The sequence below is a fragment of the Elioraea sp. genome (genome assembly GCF_022842375.1).
GTDB lineage: Bacteria > Pseudomonadota > Alphaproteobacteria > Acetobacterales > Acetobacteraceae > Elioraea_A.
In genome coordinates this window covers 115358-134316 of sequence record NZ_JALHPR010000011.1, presented here as the reverse complement: position 1 = coordinate 134316, position 18959 = coordinate 115358, and the positions used below count along the sequence as shown (strand labels likewise).

18 protein-coding genes are annotated in these 18959 nt (G+C 70.6%); 10 read left to right on the top strand and 8 right to left on the bottom strand.

What is annotated here, in order from left to right; genetic code table 11:
• Together Q0C38_RS11795 and Q0C38_RS11790 are read left to right on the top strand one after the other, a co-directional pair.
• The coding region (locus Q0C38_RS11795; protein WP_291297287.1) for a hypothetical protein at nt 1-682 on the top strand (682 nt) is incomplete at its 5' end.
• Complete coding sequence (locus Q0C38_RS11790; protein ID WP_291297286.1) at nt 679-2001, top strand: hypothetical protein; 1323 nt, start codon at nt 679-681, stop codon at nt 1999-2001. The genes Q0C38_RS11795 and Q0C38_RS11790, both read left to right, overlap by 4 nt.
• A gap of 6 nt (nt 2002-2007) precedes the next feature.
• Here Q0C38_RS11790 and Q0C38_RS11785 read toward each other — a convergent pair whose 3' ends face one another.
• The 4 genes from Q0C38_RS11785 to Q0C38_RS11770 form a co-directional block, all read right to left on the bottom strand.
• On the bottom strand, nt 2008-4140 hold the full coding sequence (locus tag Q0C38_RS11785) for an ATP-binding protein (protein WP_291297285.1): 2133 nt from the start codon (nt 4138-4140) through the stop codon (nt 2008-2010).
• 111 nt (nt 4141-4251) lie between these two features.
• Nucleotides 4252-4752, bottom strand: coding sequence for a PaaI family thioesterase (locus Q0C38_RS11780; RefSeq protein ID WP_291297284.1), 501 nt, complete (start codon nt 4750-4752; stop codon nt 4252-4254).
• A 62-nt stretch (nt 4753-4814) separates the two neighbouring features.
• On the bottom strand, nt 4815-5684 hold the full coding sequence (gene motA, locus Q0C38_RS11775) for a flagellar motor stator protein MotA (protein WP_291297283.1): 870 nt from the start codon (nt 5682-5684) through the stop codon (nt 4815-4817).
• A 10-nt stretch (nt 5685-5694) separates the two neighbouring features.
• Nucleotides 5695-6750, bottom strand: a complete 1056-nt coding sequence (locus tag Q0C38_RS11770; protein ID WP_291297282.1) for a flagellar motor protein MotB — start codon at nt 6748-6750, stop codon at nt 5695-5697.
• Nucleotides 6751-7126: 376 nt separating this feature from the next.
• Here Q0C38_RS11770 and mbhE point away from each other — a divergent pair, with 376 nt between their 5' ends.
• From mbhE to Q0C38_RS11730, 8 genes are read left to right on the top strand one after another with little or no spacing between them, the layout of a single operon-like run.
• Complete coding sequence (gene mbhE / locus Q0C38_RS11765; protein WP_291297281.1) at nt 7127-9472, top strand: hydrogen gas-evolving membrane-bound hydrogenase subunit E; 2346 nt, start codon at nt 7127-7129, stop codon at nt 9470-9472.
• Nucleotides 9469-9888 carry an MnhB domain-containing protein gene (locus Q0C38_RS11760; protein WP_291297280.1) on the top strand — a complete coding sequence of 140 codons (420 nt, stop codon included), beginning with the start codon at nt 9469-9471 and terminating at the stop codon, nt 9886-9888. The genes mbhE and Q0C38_RS11760 overlap by 4 nt, the downstream gene beginning before the upstream one ends.
• 3 nt (nt 9889-9891) lie before the next feature.
• Complete coding sequence (locus tag Q0C38_RS11755) at nt 9892-10251, top strand: Na+/H+ antiporter subunit C (protein ID WP_291297279.1); 360 nt, start codon at nt 9892-9894, stop codon at nt 10249-10251.
• Nucleotides 10248-11738 (top strand): Na+/H+ antiporter subunit D, encoded by a 1491-nt coding sequence (locus Q0C38_RS11750; RefSeq protein WP_291297278.1) that lies wholly within the window; start codon nt 10248-10250, stop codon nt 11736-11738. The genes Q0C38_RS11755 and Q0C38_RS11750 overlap by 4 nt, the downstream gene beginning before the upstream one ends.
• A complete protein-coding gene (locus Q0C38_RS11745; protein ID WP_291297277.1) occupies nt 11735-12250 on the top strand; it encodes a Na+/H+ antiporter subunit E in 516 nt (171 codons plus the stop codon). Before Q0C38_RS11750 ends, Q0C38_RS11745 begins: the two co-directional genes overlap by 4 nt.
• Nucleotides 12247-12567, top strand: a complete 321-nt coding sequence (locus tag Q0C38_RS11740; protein WP_291297276.1) for a cation:proton antiporter — start codon at nt 12247-12249, stop codon at nt 12565-12567. Before Q0C38_RS11745 ends, Q0C38_RS11740 begins: the two co-directional genes overlap by 4 nt.
• Complete coding sequence (gene mnhG / locus Q0C38_RS11735) at nt 12554-12937, top strand: monovalent cation/H(+) antiporter subunit G (protein ID WP_291297275.1); 384 nt, start codon at nt 12554-12556, stop codon at nt 12935-12937. The genes Q0C38_RS11740 and mnhG overlap by 14 nt, the downstream gene beginning before the upstream one ends.
• Entirely contained in the window at nt 12934-14154 is a 1221-nt protein-coding gene (locus tag Q0C38_RS11730; protein WP_291297274.1) for a M20/M25/M40 family metallo-hydrolase, read from the top strand. Before mnhG ends, Q0C38_RS11730 begins: the two co-directional genes overlap by 4 nt.
• Here Q0C38_RS11730 and Q0C38_RS11725 read toward each other — a convergent pair.
• The 4 genes from Q0C38_RS11725 to Q0C38_RS11710 are packed head-to-tail and all read right to left on the bottom strand — an operon-like array spanning nt 14151 to nt 18933.
• Nucleotides 14151-14513, bottom strand: a complete 363-nt coding sequence (locus tag Q0C38_RS11725) for a carboxymuconolactone decarboxylase family protein (RefSeq protein WP_366937259.1) — start codon at nt 14511-14513, stop codon at nt 14151-14153. The two genes, Q0C38_RS11730 and Q0C38_RS11725, sit on opposite strands and share 4 nt — an antisense overlap.
• A gap of 13 nt (nt 14514-14526) precedes the next feature.
• On the bottom strand, nt 14527-15474 hold the full coding sequence (locus Q0C38_RS11720; protein WP_291297293.1) for a threonine/serine dehydratase: 948 nt from the start codon (nt 15472-15474) through the stop codon (nt 14527-14529).
• A gap of 23 nt (nt 15475-15497) precedes the next feature.
• Complete coding sequence (locus tag Q0C38_RS11715; RefSeq protein WP_291297273.1) at nt 15498-16388, bottom strand: transglutaminase family protein; 891 nt, start codon at nt 16386-16388, stop codon at nt 15498-15500.
• A gap of 10 nt (nt 16389-16398) precedes the next feature.
• Nucleotides 16399-18933, bottom strand: coding sequence for a circularly permuted type 2 ATP-grasp protein (locus Q0C38_RS11710; RefSeq protein WP_291297272.1), 2535 nt, complete (start codon nt 18931-18933; stop codon nt 16399-16401).
• Nucleotides 18934-18959 lie beyond the last annotated feature (26 nt).

Below are 18959 nucleotides of genomic sequence, written 5' to 3'. Positions count from 1 at the left end.
GACCCGCGAGGCGCGCGCCTCCCTCGAACGGCTTCTCCTCGGCACCGGGCACGGCACGGCCGGCGAGAGCAGCCAAGCAGCGCTGCTGCGCCGCGAGGCAGCAGCCATCGCCGCCGCGGCATCGCGGCTTGGCCTTGCCCCGACCGACCTTCTGCCGGCCCTCGCCCGCCTCGCCCCGGTCAACGCCGCAGCCACGCGGCTGGCAGCCCTGCCGCAGCGGCTGCGCCAGCTCGCCGCCGCAGCCGAGGATGCCGCAGCGCTGGACGGCGCGATTGCCGCGGAGGAGGCAAGGTTCGTCGCCCAGGCAGCGTCGGCGACTGCCGAGATCGCCGACGCGGCCCTCGCCCCCCTGCTCGCCGCCTGCGACGCGGTGGAGGCTGCGATCCTCGGCAATGCCTCCGATCCGGATGCCCCGGCGCTGCAGCTCGATCGCGCCGCCTGGGTGCTCGATGGCTGGCCCGCGATCGTCGCGCGCTGGGACGAGGCTGAAGGCCATGGCGAGGTGGACGAGGCACGCGCCTGGCGGGCGATCGCCGCCGCCACCCCGCCCGTGCCGGCCGAGGCCGCGGCGAACGAGGCGATGCGCGCCACGGTCCGCCGCACCTGGCGCAGGCTGAACGGCGACACAGCCGGCGCCAATGACCAGGCGACGCTCGAGCGCCTCAGGGTCGCAGCGGCATGACCGGCGCTTCCCACGGCCTCGACCGCAGGACACTGGCCGACCTTACGGCGCGCATCGCGCGTGCGCGGCCGGAGGCGATCAGCGCCATCGTCGCGCTGATCGACAGGCTGCCCGACCGCGGCGAGGCCGATGCGCTGATCGCCCCGATGCGCCCACGCCTGAACCGCATGCGCGACATCGTCCGCCGCCCCGCTTCGCTCGGCCGCGTCCTCGCGCATCCGATCGAGGACCTGCTGGTCGAGCCGGATGTGTGGCGTCGCGGCAGCCTCTCGGTCCCGCGCAGCGTGATGACGACGGCGATCGGCCTTGTCACCGATGCGCTGCCGGCCACCACGCGGCAGGAGATCCGCCGCCGCCTCGCGGGTGCGACGATGGAGGATACCGCCGCCGTCGCCGAGGCGGGGGCGGTACTGTGGCCCGCTGCGTCCTCATGCCTGTCCGCCACGGCGACGGGAGCGCTGCCGACAGGCCTGTCGTTGCCGATGCGCGAGGCGGATTTCCGCAGCAGCCTTGCGGCACTCGGCGAGACGCTGCGCATCGCCGCACCGCTTGCCGCGCTGCTCGGCGAGAGCCCGCGCGGTGCCACGCACGCCTGGGCGGCGATCGAGCCGCGCGCGCGCGATCTCCTTGCCGAAGCCGAGCGCCTGTCGGCTGACTGCTTCGCCCGCGCGGGATTGATCCTGATGCGTCGCTTCATGGCCTCAGGCCCCGTCGTCGGGCTGCTGCGCGAGGCGGCAGGCCGGTCGAAGCGGGGCGAGGCGGAGCGGCGCCTTGCCGCCTCCCTCGACAGCTACCTCGCAGAGCTTCCCGCGCAACTGCCCGAGGCAGCGACGCTCGCGCTGCTGCCGCACCAGGTGCAGCAGGAGGCGGTGACCGAGGCCGTGGCGGCGATCGAGCGTGCGGGCAACGAGATCGGCACCTGGCAGGTCGACCGGCGCGACAACCTGCTCGACGTGCAGGGGCAGATGGCCGCGGTGCTTCGGCGACGCATTCCCGAATGCCTCTCGGCCGAGCTCGCCGCACCGATCGCGCGCATCCACGCCGAAGGGCTCGGGGCCGGTGGCGGCCCGGCGGGGCTCGAGGGGCTCGAGGCGGCGGCGCGGGCGGCTTCGGCGATGACGGCCGCGGCGCGCAGGCTCGGGCCTGCCGATGACCTCCAGCTCGCCATTCGTCGCGCAGCCGATACGATCGCGGCGTTGGCGGCGTCAACGCCCCAGGGCGCGCCGGCTGACAGGATCGGGCGAATCGATCTCGCGCGCCTGGTCGAGATTCTCACGGGCCCCGACACGGCGGAACGCATCCTCGCCGCGCACGCCTAGGCGGGCTCACGTCCGGGCCGCCGCGGTCTCACGGTCAAGCGCCGACGTGACGGTATCGAGCAACGCTCGGCGTGAGAACGGCTTGGCAATGAACCATCCGGCGGTGCGGGCAAGCCCTTCCACCCCCGGCATGTAGCCCGACATCAGCACCACCGGCACGCCCGGCGTGACTGCCGTGGCATGGGCGGCGAGCGCGAGGCCGTCGCGCTCGCCTGGCATGACGACATCGGAGAGCAGGAGGTCGAACTGCGTCCCGGCATCGATGAGCGCCACGGCGGCATCTCCGCTGTCACACATCGTCACGTCATGGCCGGCATCGGTGAGGATGCGTCGCGCGAGGTCGCGGATCGCTGCGTTGTCGTCGACGACGAGGATACGCCCCTGGCGTGGCGCTGGCACCGTCGGCGGCGGCGCCTCGGCAGGGGGCGGCTGCGGCGGCAGGATTCGCATCGAGGCAGCCCCTGTCTCGGGCGATACGGGCGGCGCATCGGCCAGCGGCGGCGCATCGGTCATGGGCAGGAACATCGTCACGCGCGTGCCGGCACCCGGTGTGCTCTCGATCCGCACATGCCCGGCGGATTGCCGCGCGAACCCGAAGACCTGCGCGAGGCCTAGCCCGGTTCCCTTGCCCATGGCCTTGGTGGTGAAGAACGGCTCGAACACGCGCGGCAGGTGCTCGGTCGCGATCCCTGCCCCCGTGTCGGTGACGGTCACGGCGATGAAGGGCCCCGGCTGTGCCTCGGCGTTGCCGGCGAGTGCGGCGGCATCGAGCGTGGCGGGATGGATCGTGATCGCGATCCTGCCGCCCGAGGCCATCGCGTCGCGCGCGTTCACCACGAGGTTCAGCATAGCAGAATGCATCTGCGCCGCGTCGACGAGGCAGGGAGCGAGGGAGGGGACGTGGCGGAACGTGATGGCGATGCCGTGGCCAGCGGCGTTGCGCATCAGCGGCAGCATCCCTTCGACAAGCCGCGCAACGTCGTGCGGGGCTGGTGCCAGCACCTGGCCACGCGCGTAGGCGAGCAGGCTCGCAACGAGGTGCGCGCCCGTCTCCGCCGCCTGGCGGGCGCTGGAGAGATGCGCTGCCGATTGTCCGTCAAGCCTTGCCCGCGCCTCGATCAGGTCAAGGCTGACCATCACCGTCGTCAGCAGGTTGTTGAAGTCGTGCGCGACGCCGCCGGTGATGCGCCCGATCGCCTCGAGCCGCACCGCATCGCGAAGTTTCTCTTCCGTTTCCGTGCGCACGGTGATCTCGTGCCGGAGGGCTTCGAGCGCCAACAGCCGTGCGCGCGACTGCCTGAGCGCGAGTGCCGCGGCCGCGGCCAGTGCAAGGAAGGCCGCACCGCTCGCGATCCCGATCCGTCGTGCGTCCTCGATCCATCCATCCCGCACGACACGCTCGGGAATCGAGAAGGTGAGACGAGCGTCGTGGTTCTGCATGTCGCGCACGACCGAGAACCGCGATGGCGGCGTCATCGCCGCTCCCGGCGGGTATGCCACGAGCACGGTGCCGTCCCTCCGCGTCAGCACGGCATCGAGCGGCGCCTCCGCGGCGAGGCGCGCAAAAACGCGACTGAAATAGTCGGTCATCAGCGCGACATGGATCGTTCCATGGAACGTTCCGTCCTGCGATGGACGGCGGCGGCCGACGGGAAAGGAGCGAAGGCCCGTGGTACGTCCGATCAACGGGTCGCCGATCACGGTTCCGACGTCGCCGTCACGCAGCCGCCGCCAGAACGCGTGCACCGTCAGGCGATTGGCGGGGTTGAAGGAATGGCTGGCAGCAATGACTGCGCCTTCGGCGTCGGACACCCACATCGAGACGGTATGCTCGAGCTTGCCGGTGATCGCCTCCAGCATCGCGCCAAGCTCTGGCCCATGGATCGCGCCCGGATCGCGCGCTGCCAGATAGTCGGCGACCCGGTCCAGTGCGAGGTCCTGCGTCTCGAAGACCTTCAACACATGCTGGTGCATCGTGTCTGCCGTCCGCTCGACGCGCTGGCTGGCCAGCAGCGTGGCGCCGCGCCACGAATCGCCGAGTGCGATTGCCAGAAGTACGGCGGGGATCAGGACCGACAGGAGGATGAGAACGGCGTCGCGCGAGAAGAGCGACGGCCGACGGGCTCGGGGGCGCAGCATCGACAGTACGTTTTCCTGTACCGATCGCAGGGTGCGTCGGCTGGAGAGATGGCTATCAGAAGTTGCAGGATTTTTCTCCCACAATTTTTGTGAGGATTCGATCCCGTACCGTCAGCCCTGCGGCGCGACGGGCATGCCCTCCGCCGTCTCGCTGCCGCGGCGCCAGCGATGCGTGCCCTGCCCTGTCGCCACCACGGTGCCGGCCGCGTCGCGCACCACCACGCGGGTGAAGAACGTGCTCGCCCCGCTGCCGATGACCTCGGCCTCGGCGACGATCGCACCACCCATGACGGGGGCCGTGAACTGGGTGGCGAGCGAGAGCGTCATGCCGCGCCGCGCGTTGCCCGGCACGGTACAGTGGAGGCCGGCATAGGCCGCTGCCTGGTCGATCAGCGCGAGCACCACGCCGCCATGGACGACGCCCGCGCGGTTCATGTGCTCCGGCCCCGCCGTTGCCTGGAGCCTGGCGTGGCCGGCGCGCCATTCGAGCAGGCGGAAGTCGAACAGGGCGTGGAACGGTGCGGGCAGCGGGTCGTGAAGCGGGTCGTGAACTGGGTCGTGAACTGGGTCGTGAACTGGGTCGTGAACTGGGTCGGGCGGGATCTCTGTCATGTGGGCACGCTCGCCGTCCCATAGCGCGTGGTCAAGGGCCGCTGCTGTCTGGGCTCGGGGTCTCAGGTCGGGATCTGCAGCTCCTGCAGGGCCTGCTCGAGCTCCTGGAACGAGGGCATGAACTCCGACGGCGCCATCTTCCGCCCGGTCTCGACGGCGACCTGCGGCGCGTTGCCGTGCAGGTGGGCGACGAGCACGGCGCGGATCACCTCGTAGTACTTCATCTCCTCCTCGACGATGCCCTTCAGCCGGGACGCCAGCGGGCCCATCAGGCAGTAGGCGAGCATGACGCCGAGGAAGGTGCCGACGAGCGCGCCGCCGATCATCTTGCCGAGCACGGCCGGCGGCTCGTTCAGCGAGCCCATGGTCTTGATGACGCCGAGAACGGCCGCGACGATGCCGATGGCGGGGAAGCCGTCGGCGAGCGTCTGCATGGCGTGGGAGGGATGCAGCTCCTCATGCGCGATCTTGCGGAGCTCGCGCGCGAAGATGTCCTCGATCTGGTGCGGGTCGTCGGCGTGCATGCCGACCATCCTCAGATAGTCGCAGATCAGCACCACCGCATGGTGGTTCTTCATGATCTTGGGGAATTTCTGGAACGCCGCGCTTTCCTCTGGCTTCTCGATGTGCGGCTCGAGCGCCATCGCCCCCTTGGTGCTGGCCAGCCGCACGAAGAAGTAGAGCAGCGAGAGCAGGTCGACATAGTCGGTCTTGTGGAACGATGCGCCCTTGAACACCTTCCCGAAGCCGCCGGCGATGTGCTTCACGCCGTGCATGTTGTTGGCCATCAGCACCGTGCCGATGCCGGCACCGCCGATCATCATCAGCTCGAACGGCAGCGCCTTGACGATGATGCCGAACTTGCCGCCGGCGAGCATGTAGCCGCCGAACACCATCACCAGCAGGAAGACGAACCCGACGATCGTGAGCATCGCGCCCTCCTCAGCCGCCGTTGCCGGGCGCAGGTGCCTGGTGCGCCCGCTGGATCAGGATGCCGATGCGCCGGTTCGCGGGCGCCCGGGGGTCTGCCGGCAGCAGCGGCTCGCGGTCGGCCACGCCGGTGACGGACCGCACGCGGTCCTCCGGCAGTCCGCCCTCGACGAGCAGCCTGCGCGTGGCGTTCGCGCGGTCGGCCGACAATTCCCAGTTCGTCACGCCGCTGCCTGAGCGGAACGGTGCGCTGTCGGTATGACCGACGATCGTGACGGGGTTGCCGATCGCAGCCAGCGTAGGCGCGATGCGCGCGAGCAGCGCCCGCACGCGGTCCGACGGCGCAGCACCGCCGGAGGCGAACATCGACTGGCGCTCGGCGTCGAGCAGCTGCACGCGAAGCCCCTCGGGCGTAACATCGACCGCGACCTGGCGGGCGAGCTCGCGCAGGCCCGGGTCGTCGGACACCGCACGGCGGATCGCCTCGGCAGCCTGGTCGAGCGCCTGGCCTTCAGCCGCGGCGGCCTCCTCGGCGGCCACGCGCGCGGCGATCGCCGCGGCCGAGCCGTCGCGGTCTGCGGCACCGCGATCGGTCGCGTCCTCGCCGCCTGAGCCGACGGCGCGGGGGTTGGCGAAATGCCCGCCGGTCACATGCGGCTGCGGCTTGTCGCCGGCATTGTCGGCGCGCGCCTCGCGCTCGCCGCTGCTCTCCGTCGTCTCGTCCTGCGGCGGCGGGCCGCCCTGCGCCTGCTGTTCGACGGTAGGCGTGCCGGCGCGGCCGACGAGGGAGCCGTCATCGACTGGCGAGTTGCCGCCGAACGGCCTGCCCGTGCCGCTCTCGCCGGCGCCGAATACGTTCGTGGGCGCGAAATAGTTGGCGATGCCGAGGCGCTGTTCCTGTGTCGTGGCGTTGAGCAGCCACATCAGCAGGAAGAACGCCATCATGGCGGTGACGAAATCGGCGTAGGCGACCTTCCACGCGCCACCATGGTGGCCGTGTTCGCCACCCTCCTCGCGCTTGATGACGAGGGTGCCGCCGTCCTTCTCCTTGCCCTTCTTCCCGCTCATCCTTCGCCCATGCCTCGTTTGCCGGGTGGCATCACCACCCCGGCCAACGCGCACGATGACGGGGATGGCTTAAGCCTTGATGAAACACACCAGCGTGACGGGTGCGTCATGCAGGGGCACGAGGGTGGGGCATGAGGCCCCCGGGATCAGCCGCCGCGCCATGGCGGGTTGATCGCCATGCGTGAGATGCATATATCGGGTGCGTTCGTGTAGGTCGTGCGGCTGGGGCCGCCGCCTGCGTTTCCGCGCCACTCCGCTGCCTTGCGGAGAGTTTGGCGCGCCAACGGGGGAAGGCGATGCGCCGGGGGTACCAGCTGTCGATCGCCGCATGCTGCGCGCTGGAGAGGCACGCACCCGTGTTCGGCCCGGCCACCTCATGCTGACCGTCGTCCTCACCCCGTTTGCAGCCGCCCTTGCCGCTCCCTTCCTGGTCGCCCGCCTGGGTGAGCGTGCGGTGTTCCTGTTCGCGCTCGTTCCCGCCGGCCTGTTCCTCTGGGCGCTCGCCAACCTCGGCGAGGCCTTCCCGGGGCGGATCGAGGCAACCCCCTGGGTGCCGGGCCTCTCAGCCTCGCTCTCCTTCGCGCTCGACGGGCTCTCGGCCCTGTTCACGCTGCTGATCACGGGCATCGGCACGCTCGTCGTCCTCTACGCGGGCGGCTACCTGCACGGGCACCCGCAGCTCGGCCGTTTCTTCGCGATCCTGTTCGCCTTCATGGGCGCGATGCTTGGGGTGGTGCTGTCGGACAACATCCTTGCCCTGTTCGTCTTCTGGGAGCTGACGAGCCTCACGAGCTACCTGCTGGTCGGCTTCGAATCGGGCAAGGCCGCCGCGCGGCGAGCAGCGCTGCAGGCGCTGCTGATCACCGGCACGGGCGGGCTCTGCCTGCTGGCCGGCCTCATCCTGCTCGCCGAGGCAGGCGGGTCATGGGAGCTGTCGGACATCGCGCTCGCGCAATCCTGGCTGCAGGACAGCCCCCTCTACACACCCGCGCTGATCCTCATCCTGCTCGGCTGCTTCACCAAGAGCGCGCAGTTCCCCTTCCACTCCTGGCTGCCCGGCGCGATGGCAGCTCCCACGCCCGTCTCCGCCTACCTGCATTCGGCGACGATGGTGAAGGCTGGCGTCTACCTGCTCGCACGACTCGAGCCGGCGCTTGGGGGCAGCGAGCTCTGGCTCTACAGCCTCGGCATCATCGGCGCGATCACCATGCTGCTCGGCGCGGTGTTCGCCCTGCTCGAGACCGACCTCAAGCTCGTGCTCGCCTGGACCACCGTCTCGGCCCTCGGCACGCTCGTGTTCCTGCTGGCCCCGAGCCAGGAGCCTTCGGTAACGGCGGCGATGGCCTTCCTGCTCGTGCACGCGCTCTACAAGGGCGCGCTGTTCATGGTGGCCGGCAACATCGACCACGAGGCCGGCACCCGCGACCTGACGAAGCTTTCGGGCCTGATGCGGGCGATGCCCGTCACCTTCGCCGCGGCAGCGCTTGCCTCCGTCTCGATGGCGGGGCTTCCCGCGGGCCTCGGCTGGGTGGCGAAGGAGATGATCGGCACCGCCAAGGTGGCCGACAACATCGGGCTGACGCTGACGGCAGCGACAGTGGCGAACGCGATGCTGTTCGCGGTCGCGGCCATTGCCGGCATCTCTCCGTATTTCGGCGCGAAGTCCGACGCCGCCGCCAAGGCGCACGAGGCGCCGTGGACGATGCTGGCAGGCCCGGTCGTGCTCGGCGGCCTCGGCCTCATCTTCGGCATGGTGCCGCAGCTTGCCGCCGACCGGCTGATCGCGCCTGCCGCGTCAGCCGTTCTCGGCACCAAGGCGACGCTCGAGATCACGCTGTTCAAGGCGTTCGACTGGAAGTTCATGCTCACCCTCGCGACGTTCGCGGCCGGTGCGATGCTGTTCATCGCCTGGCGGCGATACGGTGCGGCCTGGCGCGAGCGGGCGGACCCGATCCTGGCGCGCGGCCCCGATCGCGGATACGACCACGTGCTCGCGGGCCTCGCGGCACTCGCAGGGTGGCAGACGCGGATCATCCAGTCGGGGCGGCTGCATCGCTACGTTGCCGCATCGTTCGTTGTGATCGCGGTGATGGTGATCGCCTCGGCGTTCCGGGGCCGCTTCGCGCTCGCCGGCCTCACCGACACGGGCCGTGTGATCGAGTGGGCCGTGATCGCGCTGACGGCCGCCGCCGCGATCGTGACGGCGGCGGCGACGACGCGGCTGCTCGCCGTCACGGCACTCGGCATGGTCGGGCTTGGCGTCGCCATGCTGTTCATGCTGTTCAGCGCGCCCGACCTCGCGATCACCCAGTTCATGGTCGAGACGCTCGTCGTCGTCATCCTGGCACTGATCCTGATCCGGCTTCCGGGCTTCCGCCTGTCGGCTGACGGTGACGGGCCGCGCTGGCTCAACCTCGGCATCGCGGGCGTGATGGGAACGCTCGTCTCGCTGCTGCTGCTCGGCGTGCTCGCGGAGCCGTTCGATATGCGGCTGGCGGAATGGTTCGCTGCCCAGTCGGTCCCCGAAGGGCTTGGCCGGAATGTCGTCAACGTGATCCTGGTCGATTTCCGCGCGCTCGACACGCTGGGCGAGATCACGGTGGTCGCTGCCGCGGCGATGGGCGCGCTGGCGGTGATGATGCGGGCCGCGCGCAAGCCCGATGGCGGCAGGGGCCCCGATGGCGGCAGGGCGCCCGACGGCGGCGAGGGGAAGGGCCGATGAACAGCCTGATCCTGCGCGCCGCCACCCGCGCGCTTGCCCCGCTGCTGCTGATGCTGGCGCTGTTCCTGCTCTGGCGCGGCCACAACGAGCCGGGCGGGGGGTTCATCGCCGGCCTCGTCGCTGCCTCGGCCGCTGCGCTGCAGGGCATCGCCTTCGGGCCCGTCGCTGCCCGCCGCATGCTCGTGCTGCCGCCGATCGCCGTGGCCGGGCTCGGGCTTGCCTTGGCCCTGCTGTCGATCGTTCCTTCGGCGTTCGCGGGCCTGCCGGCGATGGAAGCACTCTGGGCAAAGATCGATCTCGGCGGCGGCGCCTATGTTCCGCTCGGCACGCCGCTGCTGTTCGACATCGGGGTGTTCCTCGTCGTGCTCGGCAGCGTCGTCGCGCTCGTCGCCGCCCTCGAACACCAGCCGCACTGAGCCATGGAACCCGCACTCGCCATCCTCGTCGGCATCCTCGTCGCGGTCGCGGTGTGGCTGATGCTGTCGCGCAATTTCGTCCGCCTGCTGCTCGGCTTCGCCATGCTCGGCAACGGCGTGAACCTCTCGATCTTCGTCGCCGGCAGGCTCTCGCGCGAAGCGCCCCCCCTCGTGGTTGAGGGCGAAGTCGTGCTCGGGGCAGCCGCCGCCAACGCGCTGCCGCAGGCGCTGGTGCTGACGGCGATCGTGATCGGCTTCGGCCTGCTCTCCTTCGCCCTCGTGCTCGCCTGGAAGGCGCATGAGCGGCTCGGCACCGTGCGCACCGACGAGATGCGCGTCGCCGAGCCGGAGCGGACGCCATGAACGGCTGGTTCGCCGCACTCGCCATCCTCATTCCGCTTGCCGCAAGCGCGGTGACGCTGCTCGCCCACGCGCGGCCGAAGGCGCAGACGGCACTCTCGCTCGGCTTCGCCGCGCTGCTGCTGGCCGATGCCGTGCTGCTGATGGGCGCGGTGTGGCGCGATGGCATGGTCGTCGTGCAGGCCTCGGCCTGGGATGCGCCCTTCGGCATCACGCTCGCGGTCGACACGCTGGGTGCGGTGATGACGCTGATCGCCGCGATCACGGGGCTTGCCTGCCTCGTCTACGCGACCGCCGAGATCGCCGAGGAACATCGCCGCGCCTTCTTCCATCCGCTGAGCCACGTGCTGCTGGCCGGCGTGTGCGGCTCGTTCGTCACCGGCGACCTGTTCAACCTCTATGTCTGGTTCGAGGTGCTGCTGATCGCATCGTTCGGGTTGCTGGTGATCGGGGGAACCAAGGCGCAGACCGATGGCGCGGTGAAGTACGTCGCACTCAACCTGGTCGCGACCAGCCTGTTCCTGTTCTCGGTCGGCCTGATCTACGGGCTGACCGGCACGCTCAACATGGCCGATCTCGCGCGCGTCGTGCCGCGGGTCGAGAACACCGGCGTGCTCAACGCGGCGGCGATGATGCTGATGGCGGCATTCGGCATGAAGGCCGCCGTGTTCCCGCTGTTCTTCTGGCTGCCGGCCGCCTACCACACGCCCCTCGTCTCGGTCTCGGCCGTGTTCGCGGGGCTTCTGACGAAGGTCGGCGTCTATGCGCTGATGCGCGTCGTGACGCTCATCTTCACGCATGACCCTGCGTGGATCCACGGCGTGCTGCTCTGGACCGCGGGGCTGACGATGGTCACCGGTGTGCTCGGGGCGGCGGCGCAGAACGAGTGGCGGCGCATCCTGTCGTTCCACATCGTCAGCCAGATCGGCTACATGATCATGGGGCTGGCGATCGGCACGAAGCTCGCGCTCGTCGGCGCGGTGTTCTACCTGGTGCACCACATCGTCGTGAAGGCGAACCTGTTCCTCATCGCCGGCGTCGCGCAGCGGCTGGCCGGGTCGATGGAGCTGAAGCGCTCTGGCGGGCTCTATGCCGCGGCCCCGTGGCTTGCCATGCTCTTCTTCATCCCGGCCTTCTCGCTCGCCGGCTTTCCGCCGCTCTCGGGCTTCTGGGCGAAGTTCATCCTGATCAAGGCGGCACTCGACGAGCGTGGCTGGTGGATCGCGGCCGCCGCCCTCGTCACGGGCCTGCTGACCATCTACTCGATGACCAAGATCTGGGGCGAGGCGTTCTGGAAGCCGCACCCGGATGGTGCGATCACGGTCACAACCGCGCCGCGTGCGATGACGGTGCCGATCGCCGTACTTGCCGCCTGCACGATCGTGATCGGCCTCTTCGCGCAGCCCTTCCTTGCGGTAGCGGAACGGGCGGCGGCGGAACTCGGTGACCCGGCCGCCTATGCCGCCGCCGTGCTGGGAGCGTTGCCATGACCAACCGGTCACCAGCGAAGGAGCCCGGCGCGCCGGCACTTCTCGTGCTGAACCTGATGCTCATGCTCGGCTGGTGCGGCGCCTTCGGCACGTTCAGCCCATGGGCGCTCGCGACAGGCTTCGCCGCCGGCTTCGCGGCCCTCTGGCTCACGCGGCATCTCTGGGGCACGCTCGAGGGAAGCTATTTCCGCCGCACCATCGCCGGCTTCTCCTTCTCGCTGTTCTACGCGAAGGCCCTCGTCGTCAGCGCATGGCAGGTGGCGCGGCAGGTGCTGTCGCCGACGATCACCGCGCGGCCGGGCGTCATCGCCGTTCCGCTGACCGCCACGCGCGATGTCGAGATCGCGACGCTCGCCAATCTCGTCACGCTGACGCCCGGCACGATGAGCATCGATGTCTCCGACGACCGTTCGACCCTCTACGTCCACGTCATGCTGCTTGACGACCCCGACGCGGTGATCGCCGACATCCGCGACAATTTCGAGGCGCGGCTGCTCGAGGTGCTGCGATGACGGCACTCATCGACATCGCCATGACGGCCTCGTGGGTGATGCTCTCCGCCGCATTCCTGATCGGCTTCGCGCGGCTGGTGCGCGGCCCGCACCTGCCCGACCGGATCGTCGCGCTCGACATGCTCGCGCTGATCGGCATCTGCGCCGCCGCACTGCATGCGCTCGAAACCGGCGCGACCGCTTATCTCGATCTCGCCCTCGTCATGGCGCTTGTCTCCTTCCTCTCGACGGTGGCGTTCGCGCGCTATGTCGAGTGGGTTGCCTTCCGTCGCGCAGACCAGGCGAACCCGCCGCCGCTGGACCATGCCGATGATTGAGCTCCTGGTCGCTGCCCTCATGCTCGGCGGCTCCGCCTTCGCGCTCGTTGCCGCGATCGGCGTGTGGCGCCTGCCGGACGCGATGATGCGCATGCATGCGAGCTCGAAGGCAGGCACGCTCGGCGGCAGCATGCTGTTCCTCGCCGTCGCCTTCGGCCTCGGCGATTTCGGCACGGCCGTGCGCGCCGTGGCCGGCATCGCCTTCCTGCTGCTGACCGCACCGGTCGCGAGCCACCTGATCGGGCGCGCGACCTACCTGCTCGACGTGCCGCTGCACCCGGCCCAGACGCGTGACGATCTCGCCGGCCGTTACGACCTCAAGTCGAGAACCTGCCGCCCACCCGATACGCGCGGGCGGGAAAAGCCATGACCCCTGCCGAGACCGTAGCCACCATCCGCGCCGATCCGCGCTTCGCCGTAGCCTGCGAGGCGATGCGCCGTGACCATCCCCGCATGGTCGAGGACGTCGTGCGCCTGACCGAGATCGCGGCCCCGCCGTTCGGCGAGAAGCCACGGTCGGATGCCTATCTCGCCATGCTCGCCGCGCACGGTCTCGACGAGGTGGAGCAGGACGCGATCGGCAACGCGATGGGGCTTCGCCGCGGTTTCGGCAATGGTGACATCCTGGTAGTCGCCGCCCATCTCGACACGGTTTTTCCCGCCGGCACCGACGTGCGCGTCCGCCGCGAGGGGACGAAACTGTTCGCCCCCGGGGTGGGCGACGACACGCTCTCGCTCGCCGCCAACCTCGCCTTCCTCCGCGCGCTGGACGAGGCCGGCATCCGCACGCGGCATGACATCCTGTTCGTCGGCGATGTCGGCGAGGAGGGCATCGGCGACCTCCGCGGCGTGCGGCACCTGTTCACCGAAGGCCGCCACCGTGCGCGCATCCGCGGCTTCCTCTCGGTCGACAGCCCCGATGTCGCACGCATCTGCAATGGCGCGATCGGCTCGCGCCGCTGGAAGGTGAATTTCCACGGCCCGGGCGGACACAGCTTCTCCGCCTTTGGCCTCGTGAACCCCGTCTACGCCATGGCCGATGCCGCACGCGCGATCGGCGCCGTCGCCGTTCCGCCGGGCACCAACACGACCCATTGCGTCGCGATCGTCTCCGGCGGCACCTCGATCAACGCGATCCCCGATGCGATCACGATGCAGCTCGACCTCCGCTCCGGCTCGCCCGCGCATCTCGCCACGCTGGAGGCGGAGGTGATGGCGATCATCGACCGCGCGGTCGCGGCGGAGAACGCCGCGCGCAGCACGCGGTCAGGCGCGATCACGGTCGAGAAGGAGCGGATCGGCGACCGCCCCGCCGGGCAAACGGCGGCCGAGAGCGACATCGCCCAGGCTGCCTGGGCCTCGGTCGCCGCGGAAGGCTACGCGCCGAGCTTCGAGGCCTCCTCGACGGATGCGAACATCCCGATGAGCCTCGGCATCCCCGCGCTCAAGATTGGCGCCGGCGGGCGCGGGGGACGCGTCCATTCGCTCGATGAGTGGATCGATCTGGAGCCGGAAGAATCCCTCCGCGGCATGCGCACCGCCCTCGCCACCATCCTCGCCGTCGCGGGGATGGAGGAGGTCGGTTAGGGCGAGGTGCCCTGCTTGATCGCGGTGTGCGCCTCGACGGCATCCATCACGTAGCCGGCATAGGTGAGCGCGGCCCCGGCGTTGAGCGCGATCGCAACGCCAAGCGCCTCGGCGATCTCCTCCTTCGTCGCGCCCGCCTTCAGCGCGGCCTCGACATGGGCGTTGATGCAGCCCTCGCAATGCGTGGTGATCGCGACACCGAGGGCGATGAACTCGCGCGTCTTGGCGTCGAGATGCTTCGTCTGCTTCGAGGCGTGGTTCAGCGCACCGAAGCCCTTGATCAACTCCGGATGCACCTTGGTGATGTGGCCGACGGCGGTGCGCAGCGTCGAGCGGAAGCCGAGCCAGTCCCTGATCATCGTGGTGGTTCCTTCATGCGGCCAGCGCGCGGGCGAAGACCGACGGATCGACATTCCCGCCGGAGACGATGACGCCGACCACGGCGTCCTTGAGGCTGACGTTGCCGTAGAGGGCGGCGGCCAGCGCCACGGCCCCGCCAGGCTCGACCACGAGCTTCAGGTGGTCGAACGCAAAACGCATCGCGCGCAGCACGTCGGTGTCGGTCACCACCGCCGCCCCATGCACGCGGCCCTTGTTGACCGTGAAGGTGAGTTCGCCCGGCGTCGGTGCGAGCAGCGCATCGCAGAGCAGGCTGCCGCCCGGTGCGTTCGTCACGCGCTCGCCGGCGGCAAGGGAACGTGCATGGTCGTCGTGGCCCGCGGGCTCGACCGCGATCACCGCAGCTCCCTTGCCTGCGCCCTCGACCGAGAGCGCGGAGCCCGCGAGCAGCCCGCCGCCGCCGGTGCAGACGAACAGCGCATCGAGGCGAAGCCCCGCCGCCTTCGCATCCTCGATGAGCTCGAGCGCCGCCGTGCCCTGGCCGGCGATCACGTCGGCATCGTCGAAGGGCGGCACCAGCGTGGCACCTCGCTCGGCACACAGCCGCGCGGCGATCGCCGAGCGGTCATCCTTCTCGCGATCGTAACGGATGATCTCCGCCCCCCAGCGCTTCGTGCTCTCGACCTTGATCGAGGGCGCATCGGACGGCATCACGACGATGACGGGCGCGCCGAAGGCCTTGCCGGCGGCAGCGCAGGCCTGGCCGTGGTTGCCGGAGGAGTAGGTGACGACGCCGCCCTTCCGTTCCGCCTCCGTCATCTGCGCGATCCTGTTCGTCGCCCCGCGCAGCTTGAACGAGCCCGTGCGCTGCAACGGCTCGGGCTTCACCAGCACCGTCGCGCCCAGCGCTGCGTCGAGCACCGGGCTGCGCAGCATCGGTGTGCGCACGATGCGGCCCTGCAGCCGCTCCCGTGCCGCCATCACGTCATCGAACGAAGGCACCTTCACGTGGCGAATTCCTCCTGCATCGGGTCAAGGTCGACGGAGACGGAGAGAGCGTGCGCGCCGCCGCCCAGCAGCACGCCGCGGAGAGGAGACACGTCAGCGTAGTCTCGCCCCCAGCCGAGTACGACATGCTCCTCGGCGACGATGATGTCGTTGGTCGGATCGAGGTCGACCCAGCCATGCTCGGGCCCAAGCCAGGCCCCGACCCAGGCGTGCGACTGGTCAGCCCCCTGTCGCCGCTTCTGCCCTGGCCGCGGCCGCGTGCGCACATAGCCCGAGACATAGCGCGCCGGCAGGCCAAGGCGGCGCAGCCCCGCGATCATCACGTGCGCGAAATCCTGGCACACGCCGGCGCGGGAGGCGAGCACCTGCGCGATCGGCGTCGAGACGGTGGTGACACCCGTGCGGAAGGCAAAGTCGCGCTTGATCCGCCCCTGGAGGTCGAGGAGCGCGGCAAGGATCGGCCGCCCGGCCGGGAAGCTGTCGCTCGCATAGGCGCCGGCCGCGTCATCCTCCGGCGCCATGGCGCTGCCGCACGCGAACTCGGCGGCACGCCACCCCTCGCCGCCGGCATGCGCGGCGATCGCCGCCACGCGTTCCCACGGCATCGTGGCATTGGCCGGCGGCGGTGGCGCGAACTCGGCCTCCACCTCGGCATCGAGCGTCACGCGGAACGTGTCGTGCGGCGTCTCGATGAACATCCAGGTGACATCGTTGCCGAAATGATCCATTCCCGTATTCATCCGGACAGGGGCGGGCTTGGCGGTCAGCGCGGCGGCAAGCACCACCTGCCCCGGCAGCGCACGCGGGGAAAGGTGCAGCAGGTGGGCTGCCAGGTCCACCACCTCGCCGTACGCATAGGTGGTGACGTGCGTGACGCGATACCTCATCGGCGCATGCTCATCCTTGGGCCTGCTCCTCGCCGACGCCGACGGCCTGTGACGTCTGCACGTGGCTGAAATAGCGCCGCGCGATTGCATCGGAGAGCGACCCCACCTGGCTCGCGAGCGCGGCCAGGCGCACGGGCAGCCGCACCGCCTCGGCCGCCGGCTCCGCGGCGCGCGCGACGGCCTCGACCATCGCCTCGGCCTCGGCGCGGAGCCCGCCCGCGGCGCGCGCGAGATCGCCTTCGGCCATCCCCTGCACCTCGGCCAGCCGGCTCGCCACTGCCTCGAGCTGGTAGGCGACGGAGCGCGGGTTCGTCGGGTCGGCCAGCACGAGGTCGAGCACGGGGGCGGGCTGGAGCACCGAGAGATAGCGGTTGCGGTAGGTGATCGCGCTGTCGCAAAGCTCGATCGCGAGCCTGAGCCCTGCCTCGACGCGCGGCAGTGGCTGGTCGAGCGCGAAGCCGAGGTCACGCGCGGTGTGCGAGGCGCGCTCGATCCGCCGGCCGAGATCGAGGAACAGCCAGCCGCCGCCGCGCACCATGTTCTCGGCAGCGATCCCCGCGACGCCGGCCGAGAAGCGGATGATCGCGCCCGCCGCCTCGTTCAGCTCCTCCAGCCCCTCGCAGGCCTTGGCCGATTTCTCCCGCGCCTCGGCGGCAAGGTGGGTAATGGTCGCCCACATGTCGGAGGTGAGCCGGTCGCGCACGCCGCGCGTAAGGCGGTTCACGTTGTCGAGGAGGCGCGCGATCGGCCTGTTCGGCCGGCACAATTCGATGAGCGCGCGCGGCAGCGCCGGGCCGTCGGGCTGCGCGGCGGCGAGCTCCGCCTCGACGAGGCCAGCCTCGGCCAGGCAGCGGGCGAGCGCGCGCAACTCGGCAAGGTCACGCGGCAGCAGCCAGCCGCGCGAAAGCCGCGCGATGACGGCGCGGATCAGCCGCGCGGCGTTCTCCAGCCGCTCGACATAGCGGCCGAGCCAGTAGAGATCATCGGCAACCCGGCTCGGCAGCTCGCCCGAGACGCGGCGGATGGCGAGCGGCGGCAGCGCGAAGGCAGCAGGGCCCACGATGTCGGTGCGGTCCTCGCTCAACACCCACACATCCTTTGCGACCCCGGTTTTCGGGAGGCGCCCCGTCAGCCTGTCGCCATCCTCGATCAGCCGCGCAAGCCCGCCAGGCATCGCCTGCCACTGCCCGGCACCATCGGCGAGCGCGAACAGCCTGAGCACGAGCGGCCGTGGTGCCAGCCCCTTGTCGAGCGTGCCGCGCGCGCCGAGCCCGGGGGCGGCGGAGGGCTGCACCGCCTCGGTCGCGGCATAGCGCTGCGGCGCGGCGCGGATGCGCGCCATCAGCGCCTCGCGCGCAGCCTCCGCCATCTCGGCGGGGTGCTGCGCCGGGGCCATGCCATCGAGGGCATGGCGGATCATCCACCGTTCGGGCGCGGCGAGAACGGCGGCGGCGGCGGCGGGGTCGCCGAGCCAGAGCGTCGGCACGTTCGGCAGCCGCAACGGCTCGCCGAGGAGATGCTCGGCAAGCCTCGGCAGGAAGGTTGCAAGCGCCGGCGCCTCGGCCAGGTGGCTCGCCGGGTCGTTCACCACCCGCACCCCGCCTGACCGCACGGCATCGAGCAGGCCGGGAACGCCAAGCGCGCTGTCGGAGGCAAGCTCCAGCGGATCGACGAGCCTGCCCTCGACGCGGCGGAGCAGGACGTGGACCCGCTGCAACCCCTTCAGCGTCTTGAGGAACACCTGGCCGTCGCGGGCGGTGAGGTCGGCCCCCTCGACCAGCGCGCAGCCGAGTTCGCGCGACAGGAACACATGCTCGAACCAGGTCTCATGCGCCGCACCGGGCGTCAGCAACGCAAGCCTGGGGTTCTCGGCACCGGCAGGGGCGGCGCGCTGCAGGCTGTCGACCCAGTGGTCGAAGAACGGGCGAAGCTGGCGCACCTGCACGGCGCGGAAGGCTTCCGGCATCACGCGCGTGACCATCCGCCGGTTCTCGCGCGCGAAGCCCACCCCGTTCGGCGCGCCGGTACGGTCGGCCAGCACCTGCCATTCGCCACGCGGGGTGCGCACGAGATCGGCCGCGATCAGGTGGATCATCGGCCGGACCGGCGGTGTCGGCGCGCGGCAGGGGCGGAGGAAGCCTGGATTGGCAAACACCAGCGAGGGCGGGATCAGGCCTGCGGCGAGCAGGCGCTGCGGCCCGTAGAGATCGGCCAGCACCTCCGACAGCAGCGTCGCGCGCTGTGACAGGCCCGCATCGAGCGTGGCGAACTCGGCGGCCGACAGCACCATCGGCACGGGGTCGCACCGCCAGGGGCGCTGCGCCGGCCCCTGCCCCGGATCGGCCGGCAGGATGGTGACGACGCCCTCTTCCTCGAAGGCACGGTCGAGCCGCCGCGCGCGCTCCGCCAGCCCGCCCTGCGGCAGGCCGGCGAGCATGCCGACGATCGGGCGCCAATGCGGGCGTATGCCGCCGCGCCCGTCGACCATCTCGTCCCAGAAGGGCGGAAGCCTAGCGTGGGACGAGAGGGCGGAGTCGGGCGTCATGCGCTCAGTCTAGACGAACCTGCCCC